General features: G+C 54.9%; 10 protein-coding genes. 5 read left to right on the forward strand and 5 right to left on the reverse strand.

Translation table 11 applies throughout. The annotated features are described in order from the left end of the window. Positions 1-7 precede the first annotated feature (7 nt). The 3 genes from GC090_RS18725 to GC090_RS18735 form a co-directional block, all read right to left on the reverse strand. A complete protein-coding gene (locus GC090_RS18725) occupies positions 8-1,228 on the reverse strand; it encodes an MFS transporter (RefSeq protein WP_185200059.1) in 1,221 nt (406 codons plus the stop codon). A gap of 109 nt (positions 1,229-1,337) precedes the next feature. Next, positions 1,338-2,234: a LysR family transcriptional regulator gene (locus tag GC090_RS18730; RefSeq protein ID WP_054634654.1), complete on the reverse strand. Its 897-nt coding sequence runs from the start codon at positions 2,232-2,234 to the stop codon at positions 1,338-1,340. 189 nt (positions 2,235-2,423) lie between these two features. Next, positions 2,424-2,792, reverse strand: coding sequence for a helix-turn-helix domain-containing protein (locus tag GC090_RS18735; protein WP_006121688.1), 369 nt, complete (start codon positions 2,790-2,792; stop codon positions 2,424-2,426). A gap of 233 nt (positions 2,793-3,025) precedes the next feature. Between GC090_RS18735 and GC090_RS18740 the strand changes: the two genes are divergently transcribed. The 3 genes from GC090_RS18740 (at position 3,026) to GC090_RS18750 (ending at position 6,172) form a co-directional block, all read left to right on the forward strand. Further along, entirely contained in the window at positions 3,026-3,685 is a 660-nt protein-coding gene (locus GC090_RS18740) for a response regulator (RefSeq protein ID WP_033739018.1), read from the forward strand. Continuing rightward, positions 3,682-5,031, forward strand: coding sequence for a sensor histidine kinase (locus tag GC090_RS18745; RefSeq protein ID WP_006121690.1), 1,350 nt, complete (start codon positions 3,682-3,684; stop codon positions 5,029-5,031). The genes GC090_RS18740 and GC090_RS18745 overlap by 4 nt, the downstream gene beginning before the upstream one ends. Before the next feature lie 274 nt (positions 5,032-5,305). Beyond that, positions 5,306-6,172: a nucleoside-specific channel-forming protein Tsx gene (locus GC090_RS18750; RefSeq protein WP_006121691.1), complete on the forward strand. Its 867-nt coding sequence runs from the start codon at positions 5,306-5,308 to the stop codon at positions 6,170-6,172. Between the two features lie 104 nt (positions 6,173-6,276). On the opposite strand, the gene yjdN is transcribed toward GC090_RS18750, so the two are convergent. Then, positions 6,277-6,714 (reverse strand): VOC family metalloprotein YjdN, encoded by a 438-nt coding sequence (gene yjdN, locus GC090_RS18755; RefSeq protein ID WP_039339045.1) that lies wholly within the window; start codon positions 6,712-6,714, stop codon positions 6,277-6,279. A 569-nt stretch (positions 6,715-7,283) separates the two neighbouring features. On the opposite strand from yjdN, the gene GC090_RS18760 reads away from it, so the two are divergent. Both GC090_RS18760 and GC090_RS18765 read left to right on the forward strand, forming a co-directional pair. Continuing rightward, positions 7,284-8,828 (forward strand): methyl-accepting chemotaxis protein, encoded by a 1,545-nt coding sequence (locus tag GC090_RS18760; RefSeq protein WP_033739011.1) that lies wholly within the window; start codon positions 7,284-7,286, stop codon positions 8,826-8,828. 307 nt (positions 8,829-9,135) lie between these two features. Next, positions 9,136-10,548, forward strand: a complete 1,413-nt coding sequence (locus GC090_RS18765) for an MFS transporter (RefSeq protein WP_033739010.1) — start codon at positions 9,136-9,138, stop codon at positions 10,546-10,548. Positions 10,549-10,590: 42 nt separating this feature from the next. On the opposite strand, the gene GC090_RS18770 is transcribed toward GC090_RS18765, so the two are convergent. Next, positions 10,591-11,901, reverse strand: coding sequence for a c-type cytochrome (locus GC090_RS18770; RefSeq protein ID WP_324020629.1), 1,311 nt, complete (start codon positions 11,899-11,901; stop codon positions 10,591-10,593). Positions 11,902-11,906: the final 5 nt, after the last annotated feature.

Below are 11,906 nucleotides of genomic sequence, written 5' to 3' on the forward strand. Positions count from 1 at the left end.
GCCTTTTTTATGCCGACCTTCCGCCCTTTCTGCCCTGCCGCCAGTTTAGCCAGGCGCACACGCCCACCACGAGGCTGGTCGCCAGAAAGACGGGCCGCATGCCCCATGCGCCGCCAATAAACCCGCCGAACACCGGCCCCGTTACCTGCCCGATATACTGCGCCGAGGTGGAATAGCCCAGCATCCGCCCCACCTGCGTGGCCGGAACAGTGTGACGAATAATGGCGGTAATACAGGGCATCAATCCGCCCAGCGCCAGCCCCATCAAAAAGCGCAGAGGCAGAAGTTGCCAGGCGTCGGTAATAAACGCCTGCGGAATGAGTAACAGCGCACAGCTCAGCAATCCGCCACTCAGTACGCGCCAGTGGCCGATACGGTCGGCCAGCCTGCCGGCATAAGGCGCGGAAAGAATGCTGCCCAGCGCGGCTGCCGCCATGACCACACCCGACATCAGCGTTATGGCATGCTGCTCATGTAAAAACTGGCCGATATACAGGGTAATGATCGGCTCAATCGACATGTTGGCAAAAATCAGCAGCATGCCTGAGAGCCACATCAGCCTGACGTTAACAAGCTTGTGCGGCGACGGGTCGTCAACCGGCTGAGACAGCTCCTGGTCGGTTTTTCGCACCGGCGGCCGCGCTTTCAGTAAAAAGGTCGTCGCCAGAAAGGCCACAAAGATGATCGCCCCCATCAGCCAGAAGGTCGCTCTGATCCCTATCAGCGGCGGCAGGACGCCACCCAGCAGCGGACCAACAATGTTACCGGCCATCATGCCGGATGCCAGCACACCCAGAGCCCATCCGGTGTGCGCTTTGGGCGTTTGTGCCGCAATCAAAATGGTCGAACCGGAGGCATAACCGCCCAGTAATCCCGCCAGTAAACGCAGCGCCACCAGTTGCCAGGCCGCCGTCGCCATGCCCGTCAGCGCCATGGCTACTGCCATACCCAGACTGGCGCGGATGAGCATCAGCTTACGTCCGTAGCGATCGGCCAGTTTCCCCCACAGCGGCGCGGTTAAGGCCGCACTGAAGAAGGTGGCACCATAGGCGATGCCCGACCAGCGCGCAATTGCAGCGGGCGTGTTGACGCCAAGCTGTTGCACATACAACGGCAAAAACGGCAGCAGAAGCGTCATCGCTACCAGTGTGGTAAAGGAGCCGAATACGCAAACCCACAAGTTGCGTTGCCAGTGTTCAGAGTCAGGTGCTTCCGACGCGGTTGCCATGCGATATCCCCCTTATGTTCAGGGATTCAGGCTACCAATGGTCACGAGACAACAACAGTGAGGGCGGGATATTTGTCTGCTGGCATAGTTTGTTGCTGTATTGCAACAATCAGCGACCACTGAGCTGGCTGATAAGCACATCACAGAGCAGATTGACCGCGGAAACCGCCAGACTGTCCTGATGCACCAGCAGGTAACTCTGCAAGCGATCCATCTGCCACTCTGACAGCACCTGCACAATCGTGCCCTGCGCCAAGGCTTCCTGCACCATGTACGAAGGCAAATAGGCAATACCCGTGCCTGCCAGCGCGGCATTCAGCAAAGCCATGCTGTTGTTAGCGCGAAAGCGGCTGCGGACATCCACCGCCAGGCGCTGTTTATCACGGCGAAAAGGCAGCGCAGCCGTATGTGCCGGACCGTGGAACATCAATAAATCATGGCGCGGTAACAGGCGAGGATGCGAGATAGCAGGATGCTGCGCCAGATAAGCCGGGGCGGCATACAGCCCCCAGTGGATATCGTTCAGTACCCGGAAATTGCCCTGACGTGGCGCATGAGCGCGGATGATAACCGCGACATCCACGCCTTCGCCCATCGTCTCGTCGTTGTTATCCGTCAGGCTGAGGTCGACGTTGATGTGCAGATGACCGCGCAGAAAGCGATTGAGGATGGGAACGATGCACTGACAGCCGAAGGTAACGGGAGCCTGCAGGCGCACATGTCCAACGGGATGTTGATGCGTCTCCTGAACAAACGCCTCTGCCCGCTGCATTTCATCCAGCATGCGCACGCAATAGGGATAGTAAGCCTGGCCTAATTCGGTCAGGGTCATCCTGCGGGTGGTGCGCTGCAGTAAACGGATCCCCAACCGTTGTTCCAGTCCGGCGATCTCCCGACTGATGTGGGATTTTGACACGCCGAGTACGCGCGCGGCTTCTGTGAAGCTTTTTAATTCAACCACGCGTGCAAACACCATCATGGCGATGAGGTTATCGCTGTTATTCATGGGCTTCCTGCGGACATCGCGGCACGCTGCCGCCGGGTGCAACATGGCAGGCGCGCCATGTATCAGGCGTTAAGCATAAAGGAACGTCAGGAAAGCTGACAACATTACGACGGAAAGGAGGCAGAACATCGCGCGGGCGATGTATGGACATTGCCACAAGCGATCAGGATGGCAATGTCCATACAGAGACTAACTGGCCATGGCGAGAGGAAACAACAAGCGATCCGGTTCAACACGGCGCTGGCGTCGTAACTGGCCGGGCGTCATCATAAAATAGTTTTTAAAGGTGCGCGTGTAGGCCTGTTGCGTATCAAAGCCGTAGTTCATCGCCACCTGCAGGATCGCTTCATTGCTGTTGAGCAGCGTCAGGGCCGATTCGGTCAGGCGGCGCTGGCGGATGTACTCGGCAAGTGAGAAACCGGTGTGCTGGCGAAACAAACGCTGTAAGTGCCAACGGGAATAGCCCGCCCGGCGGGCGACTTCGTCCAGATGCAGATCGTGTCCTAAATTGCTTTCTATCCATTCCAGCAAACTACGAATAAACTCGCGCTGATTCATGGTGTTCTCCTGGTTAAAGCAGATGTGCAGGAACACACTTTAGCGCGCTAAATTTATCCCTTAATTAGCGGAAAATTAGCGCAGAATTAGCAAAGCGATCCATGCCTGCACCGACGCCAGGTTTTGTCGCCTTCCCGGCCAGTGCGGTAAGAGTGCTGAGGCTGGTAACAGCAATAATTCTGCGCTAATAATCCAGCGCTACACTGGGATCATTTTTCTGGGGGACGTCATCCATGCGCGTGTTGCTGGTTGAAGATGATGAAATGATCGGTGCCAATTTACAGCAGGCGCTGGAAGCCGCGGGCTGGTCTGTCGACTGGGTACGCGATGGCGTGTATGCGCACAATGCCTGGAGCGAAGGCGGTTACAGTTGCGTGCTGCTTGACCTCGGTCTGCCTCGCGACGACGGGTTGCAGGTGCTCAGACGCGCACGTGGGCGCGGTGATGCCACACCGGTATTAATTCTGACCGCACGCGACACGGTCGCTCAGCGGGTGCAGGGCCTGGATTACGGGGCAGATGACTATTTGCTCAAACCCTTTGATCTGCAGGAAGTCATGGCCCGTATGCGCGCGATCACCCGACGCCACCATGGTTCTGCCGATTCGGTGCTGGGCAGCGGCGATGTTCAACTGGATATGTTGACCCGCGAAGTCCTGTACAAAGGGCAGCGTGAACAGCTCACCGCCCGGGAATATGCCCTGCTTTATGCTCTGCTGGAGCGGCCCGGTGCCATTCTGTCACGTGAACAGCTGGAAAACCGTATCTACGGCTGGGGCGAAGAAGTCAGCAGCAATGCCGTGGACGTTCTTATCCACGGGATGCGGCGCAAGCTGGATAATGATGTGATTCGCAACGTGCGTGGGCTGGGCTGGCGAGTACCGGCAATATGAAAATCTTTATGCGTTCATTACGAAATAAATTACTCAGTACCCTGCTGTTGATTCATTTACTGATGATTGGTGGCGTCGCCTGGTATTTTTTTAACTGCTACGGCGAAATGGTTGGCGTCATTAAGGACGAACAACTCGCCAAGCTGGCCGATGCATGGTCCGTTAACCGTGAAATCCCCCCGTTGATGCCGGTGATTGCGCCTGCGCATAAGATCAAAAGTGCCTTTGTCATTCAGCTGTGGGATGCGCAGGGCCGGTTACGATCCAGCTCATGGCCAGAGCTGCATGCGCCCTTACAGCCGGAAAATGGCTACAAAGACGTGCAGATAGGTGACTGCCGCGACTGTGAATGGCGTATTTACACCCGTTCCGGTCAGCCAGGCAGTGAGATTAAAACTATTCAGGTCATGCTGAACCTGAGCTACATGAAAGAGATGATGGTGCGACGGGCGCTGTCGGCGATTATTCCGCTGATTTTGATGATGCCGCTGTCGCTGCTGGTCATCTGGCTGGTCGTGCGCAAGATCACCCGGGATTTGCGCGTTGCCTCGCGAGAAATCGCCGCCCAGGATGCGCACCATCCCCACAGCGTATCGCCGGAACGGCTGCCCGACGAAATTCAGCCCCTGGTTGAGGCCTACAACTCCTTACTGGATAAACTGCGTGCCGCCTGGTCTTCACAACGTCAGTTTATGGAAGATGCCGCTCATGAACTGCGGACGCCAGTCACCGCCGTCACGCTGCAACTGGAAAATCTGCGTCAGCACATTCAACCCGGCGAGGCCAGCCGTCAGTTCGCTCAACTGGAATCAGGTGTGACCCGCACGCGCCATCTGGTCACTCAACTGCTGAATATGTCGCGCTGGGAAGATCAGTCAGTCGTCGCGCACCTCGAAAATATCGATCTGGAAGATGTGCTGAAAGAGAGTATTGAACAGCTCATGGTTGTGGCGGATAAACGCGGTATCGACATTGGCTTTAGCGGCACCACGCACTATCGACTGCAGGCCGGGCGTTCCGAACTTCGCAGCCTGTTTGATAATCTGATTGGCAACGCGATGTTACATACGCCTGAAGGCAGCATGGTCGATGTGCTGCTGCATCGTGTGGCGGGACAAACCGTTGTCGACATCGTTGATAACGGTCCGGGTGTACCGGAATCCTTTCTTGAACGCGCATTCGATCGCTTTGCCCGTTCACCCGACGTTAAAGCGCAGGGCAGCGGTTTAGGTCTGTCTATCGTGCGCAGCGTCGCCCAGAAACACCATATCGACGTTGCCCTTGCCAACTGTCGGGACGCACAAGGCCTGCGCTGCGGTTTTCAGGTGCGCGTTACCTTTCCCTGATTCCTGCCGATCGATTCGGAACCCGACAACGTAAACGGTTGCCCGGTTCCGTTCGCCACAACCCTATATTGTGACAATCATCACAATTATGATGAATTGTTATGCAACACATTTTGACAAATGTGATCAAAAGCTATTTTCTATCTCTCTGTTACAGGCACGCTACGCTAACTAAAACAGGCGGCCTGAGTACATTACTGCCCAACCTTTGGGATTGATTTCCAAACAGCACGCAAACGATTGTCTTGCGTATGAAAACCAGTGGTCAAATATAATGAAATTTAAAACGTTAGTTGCAGGTGCCCTGCTGGCAGGCTCCCTGAACGGTGCAGTGCAGGCTGCAGAAAACGATCCCCAGTACCTTTCCGACTGGTGGCATCAGAGCGTCAACGTGGTGGGCAGTTACCACACCCGCTTCGGGCCCCAGTTCAATAACGATGTCTATCTGGAATACGAAGCGTTCGCCAAAAAAGACTGGTTTGATTTTTACGGCTACGTTGACCTGCCAAACTTCTTTGGCGTAGGTAACAACAACGCCAACGGTATTTTCGACCACGGTTCACCGCTGTTCATGGAAATCGAACCGCGTTTCTCTATTGATAAACTGACCGGCACCAGCCTGGCTTTCGGTCCGTTTAAAGAGTGGTATTTTGCCAACAACTATATCTACGATATGGGCCGTAACAGCGCAAACCGCCAGAACACCTGGTACATGGGCCTGGGCACCGACATCGATACGCACAGCGATATCGGTCTGTCACTGAACGTCTATGCCAAGTACCAGTGGGAAAACTACGGTGCTGCGAACGAAGACAGCTGGGACGGCTATCGCTTTAAGGTGAAGTATTTCGTGCCAATCACCACACTGTGGGGTGGTAACCTGGGCTATGTAGGCTTTACCAACTTCGACTGGGGCTCAGACTTGCGTGATAAGACCGGGCCGATCCGTACCAGTAATTCCATCGCCTCCAGTCATATCCTGTCACTGGGCTACGAGCACTGGCACTTCTCTGCTGTGGCGCGTTACTTCCATAACGGCGGTCAGTGGGGAGACGGTCAGGAGTTAGGTTTTGGCAGCAGCGCGTCTGAAATTAAATCAACGGGCTGGGGTTACTATCTGGTGGCTGGCTATAACTTCTGATCAGTTTGTTGCAAGACAGGCACGGTAATTGACGGCGGCCTTCCCCCTGGGAAGGCCGCTGTTGTATGCGCCATCCAACGCCGTTGAACGGCATCACCGACAAATTACTCGTCTGATTTAACAACGTTAATGCGCCACGGAATATTGAATTTATCAATAAACATGGCGAAGCCATCAGACCAGAAAGTTTTTTGCCACGGTGTGGTCACTTTCCCGCCTGCCGACAGCTTTTCAAACCAGGCTTTACCCTGTTCTGCATCCGTGGTCGCCAGACTGACGGCATAGCCTGCGTGCTCTGACGCCGGTGGCTGGTCAGGATTACCGTCACTCATCATCAGTTCGCCCTGCCCGATACGCAGATGCGCATGCATAATTTTTTCAGGTGGCAACGGGGGTGCAGACTGGTCGCCAATCTGTTCACCCTGCTCCGGCATATCACCAAACGTCATTTTTTGCAGCAGCTGTCCACCTGTTGCCTGCAAATAGAATTCCATCGCCTCTTCACAGCGACCATAGAGAAACAAATAAGGACATACTTGCATTATTACCTCGATACAGGTGAGTAGAAACTTCCTTATAAAGAAGTAATAAGTGTAGACGACAGCGCAGAGAAGAGGATTCATAACGGCGCAAAGAATCTCCTTTCAGAGGATTTACCCAATCGCCTGAGACGTCTCCCCCGTTTTTTCAATTAAATCAATGCCTGGTACGCTAATAATGTTTACGTGTTAATAACCATATTATCTCACAGGCAATAGTCACCTTTATTTACTACTGCAAGGATTAAAATTAAACCTTAAATTACAATAACTTAAAATAAATAATAAATGAAATGTTCAGACAAATGCTGACAAGCGCACTTTCCTGCTTTGCACTTCCTCGTTGACTCAACCTATTAGTGGACCTGAAAACCATACCGCCGGCGTTAACGCATGAAATAACCGAAGCGGCAAGCGAAACGTCAACCTGATAATAGTGAATCAGTTGGTTCATTATTTCGCTTATGTTTTATGCACTTAATTCTGTGCTTATTTCGGTGCGTTCCAGCTAAATATTTAGCCCCAGGATGCCGATATATCTGTCCATAATCCCCCCTGTTCAGGACTGTGTTATGTCGTTAAAAAAATCATCACTGTTGGTGTTGTCTTTTCTGTTAATTCTTTTTCTTATCAGTATTTCCGTCAGCATCTGGTTACTGGCCCGCAGCAACGCGTCACTTAATGCCGTGAATAAAGAAATTCGTGTGGTGCTGTCGGTGATTGACCCGATCAACCACAGTCGTACCTTACGCGTCCGTCTGATGGAGTACATGAAAGAGACGGAGAATGGTGGCCCGCAGGGCGCCGCTTCACTGGACAGCGTAAAAAGCGTTGCCGCTAAAGCCGATGCCGCTTTCCAGGCTTATCTGAACGCGCCACGTATTCCGGGAGAAGAAGCGGAAGCAGAACGCTATCGTCAGGCTTACCTGGCCTACCGCGATCAGGGCATTCAGCCTTTAATCGCAGCGGCCGAGGCCGGGGACCAGCAGCGCTTTAAAAACCAGATCGCAAACGTCGTGCGCCTGGATCGCCAGTATGAAATTGTCCTGGACAAGGTGCTGGCACAACATGAAGCCTTTGCGAAGAAGCTCAATACGGATGCCCAGAGCAACTTTTCCTCTGGGATCCTGTTGTTAGTCGTATTTGGTGTGCTGTTTCTTGCCATTATCGTGGCCATACTGGTCTTTGTCAGACGCTATATTTTATCGCCGCTTGATCACGCCAAAGCCCACTGCAGCCAGATTGCCGCAGGAATTCTGGACAAACCGGTGCCGGTCAACACCGGTTCAAAGAGCGAGATTCAGCAGTTAATGACCTCTATGGAAAGCATGCGTACCGCGCTGACCGGCATTATTACCCGCGTCCGCCAGGCAACCCAGGCGGTCTCTTTCGCCTCGCAGGAAATTGCCAGCGGCAACGTTGACCTGGCCTCGCGCACGGAACAGCAGGCCGCAGCCCTGACCGAAACGGCCGCCAGTATGGAGCAGCTGGGCGCGACCGTGAAACAGAATACGGACAATGTCTTTGAAGCCTGCCGTCTGGCCAGCGAAGCCGTGAAGAATGCGGAGAGCGGCGAACACGTGTCCCAGCAGGTCATCGTTTCCATGTCAAAAATTAACGAGAGTTCGAAAAAAATCGAAGACATCACCAACGTCATTAACGGCATAGCGTTCCAGACCAATATTCTGGCGTTGAACGCGGCCGTTGAAGCCGCGCGAGCCGGTGAGCAAGGTCGCGGATTTGCCGTGGTAGCGGGCGAAGTACGCAATCTCGCCCAGCGCAGTGCGGTGGCGGCAAAAGAAATTGAAGGACTGATTGCAGAATCGGTGGCGACAATCCGGGTCGGCTCCGATCAGGTCAGCCAGACCGGTGAAGCGATGAATGCGATTATTGCCTCGGTCGGCCGGGTCAACGTTCTGATGGATCACATTTCGACGGCCTCCAATGAGCAGCATCATGGTATTAGCCAGATTGAAAAGGCGGTGACCGAAATGGACAGCGTGACCCAGCAAAACGCCGCACTGGTGCAGGAATCGGCCGCCGCGGCCGCGTCGCTGGAGGAGCAGGCGCAGTACCTGACGCATTCCGTGTCGGCGTTCCGTCTGGCTGACGCCTAATCGCCTGCCCGCCCCGGAAAAAAAGCGGGGCGGGCAGGGAAGTCTGTCAGGTGGTATCGACACCTGACTGGCTGTTATCGCATCTGACTTGACCTTATTTCTCTCTGCACCGCGTCAGAACGCTGACCGCCCATCCGATCCAGCCATAACTGGACTCTGCCCTGTTAAAAATTCACCACTATTCCTATCGGCAAGAATCAGAGAATTGATTATTCTGCTGCTTCCTGCTCGCGAACGGGCACCTGTTTCAAAGCGATTATTGCCTGTAGTGAGAATGGCCATCATCCTTACATGAGGTTTACTCTAAATGACACCAGCCTTGACTTCAGGGATGGCACCGACGTCTGCCTCGTCGACTGCCCATACCAGCTTAGCCGGGCGCATTGACGCGCTGCCCTCTTCTGGCGGTTTGTGGCGATTCATCTCGCTACTGGCGTTAGGCGGCTTTTTTGAACTCTACGATCTGTTTGAAACCGGCTATATCAGCACAGGGTTACTGGCCGCCGGCATTTTCCATGCGGGCAGCGCCGGTATTCTGGGCATTACCGATCAGGCCGCATTTGCGTCGGCGACCTTTCTGGGCTTATTTGTGGGGGCCAGTTTGCTTACGCCTTTTGCCGATCGGTTTGGCCGTCGGCTGACCTTTATCTGTGCGTTAGCCTGGTACGGATTTTTCTCGTTACTGATGGCGTTTCAGCACAGCGCAGAGATGGTGATTCTGTGTCGCTTTTTGGTCGGTATTGGGTTGGGCGTAGAACTGGTAACCATCGACACCTACCTGAGCGAATGGGTGCCCACGCATCTGCGTAACCGGGCGTTTGCCTTCTCCTTTTTTATTCAGTTTTTATCGGTGCCAACAGTGGCGCTCATGTCATGGTGGCTGATGCCGCAACATATTCTGGGCCTGGAGGGCTGGCGTTGGGTGGTCATCGCGGGCGCTGTCTGCTCGCTGATTATCTGGCTGGTGCGTAAAAACCTGCCGGAATCCGCCCGCTGGCTGGCCCAGCAGGGACGGCATGAAGACGCCCATGCCGTGATGTCGGCCATGGAAAAACGCTGCGGCATCGTGCCCGGCCAACACCTGACGCACTCACAGCCTGCGGCAGCCTCTGACACGAAAAGCCGCTTCCGCGACATCTGGGCTCCGCGCTACCGTAACCGCACCCTGATGCTGGTGATAATGAACTTCTTCCAGGCGATTGGCTTCTACGGCTTTGGTAACTGGCTGCCTGCGCTGCTGTCCGGGCAGGGTACGTCCATTACCCATAGCCTGCTGTATGCCTTTTTTATCACGCTGGCCTATCCCATCGGCTCGTTGATTTGTGGCAGCTTTACCAGCCAGCTTGAGAATAAATGGCAAATCGTCCTTTCTTCGCTGATGACAGTGGTGTTTGGTACGCTGTTTGCCCTGCAGACGAACCCGGTGTTGCTGGTGATATGCGGATTTTTGATCACCTTCTCTAATGCCTGGCTGACCTGCAGTTATCATGCTTACCAGACCGAGATTTTCCCGACCGCTATCCGCGCCCGAGCAGTAGGTTTTTGCTACTCCTTTAGTCGGTTATCGACCGCCTTTAGCAGTCTTCTGATCGGCGTGATTTTGCAGCACACCGGTACGCATGGCGTCATCGCCTTTATTGTATTGAGCATGCTGATGGTGATGCTGTCGGTGGGCGTTTTTGGTCCTAAGACGCGCGGTGTGACGCTGGAAAATATTTGATCGTGCAGCCTTCCCCGGTGGGGGAAGGCTGCAACGTACGTGTTACTTGCCTTCTAACACCTTGATATCTGCACTGCCCTGACGATCTTTCACATCCTTGCACAGGTCAGCCACCTGCTTCGCGGTGACCGTTCCCGGTACGTTATTGCCCCAGCTGTGACGGATGAAGTTCACCACGTCCGCGACCTGTTGATCGTTCAGACGCCAGCCAAAGGCAGGCATGGTAATCGTTGACGGCGCGCCCTTCACCCCACGCAGCTCGCCTCCGACCAGCACAATGTGAATCAGCGAGGTCGGATCGTCCGCCATCACCACCGGGTTGCCGCGCAGCGCGGGATAAAAGCGTGTATAACCGCTGCCGTCCGTTTTATGGCAGGCCGCACAGCTGTCGACATAGGCCGCAGCGCCTGTCTGGCTGTCATCGCCTTTCCATAAGGCCTTCGCGGTCGCGTCATCCACGCTAAAAGCCACCTGATGCGGATCTTTCGCACCCAGCGACTTCAGGTAACGGGCAATCGCCGTGATGTCGTCATCCGTCAGGTGCTGCAGGCTGTGATCAACCACATCCACCATGCCGCCAAAGGCTGAGGTGTGATCGTTACGGCCATAGCGCAGGAACTGGCGCAGGTCATCCTCACTCCAGCGGCCCAGGCCGTCACGGTTGTCCCCGCGCAGGTTGCTGGCGGTCCAGCCATCAATCGGCGCACTGCTGCCCGCCAGATAATCGTTACTGTCGGCGTTGGTTAACGCTTTCTCCTGCATGGTCACGCTACGCGGCGTATGGCAGGCACCGCAGTGACCCAGCCCTTCTACCAGATAACGGCCTCGCGCCAGCGTCGGATCCTCCTGCGCGGCAGGCTGGAACGCTTTTACATCCGGTGCGAACAGGTTGCGCCAGATCGCCAGCGGCCAGCGCATCGACAGAGGCCAGGGGATATCGCTCGCTTTGTTGGCCTGACTGACAGGGGCGACGCCATGCATGAAGTAGGCATACAGCGCCTTCATGTCCTCATCGCTGACCACCGCATAAGAGGGATAAGGCATGGCGGGATAGAGCGTATCGCCATTTTTCGCAATACCGTGCCGCACGGCTTTCTGAAAGTCATCGTAGCTGTAATCACCAATCCCGGTCGATTTATCCGGCGTGATGTTCGTTGAGTAGATCGTGCCAATCGGCGTGGCCATCGGCAAGCCACCTGCGAAGGGCTTGCCGCCTTCACTGCTGTGGCAGGCGACACAGTCGCCCGCGCGGGCCAGATACTCGCCGCGTTTTATCAGTTCGCTAGTGCTCTCATCGGCCAGGGCAACAAAGGAAATACCGCCCAGAATCAGGGCTAAAATGCCGTTTTTCATCGCCA

Origin of the sequence: Pantoea sp. JZ29 (assembly GCF_035190385.1) — a bacterium.
In the GTDB taxonomy this organism is placed as follows: domain Bacteria; phylum Pseudomonadota; class Gammaproteobacteria; order Enterobacterales; family Enterobacteriaceae; genus Pantoea; species Pantoea stewartii.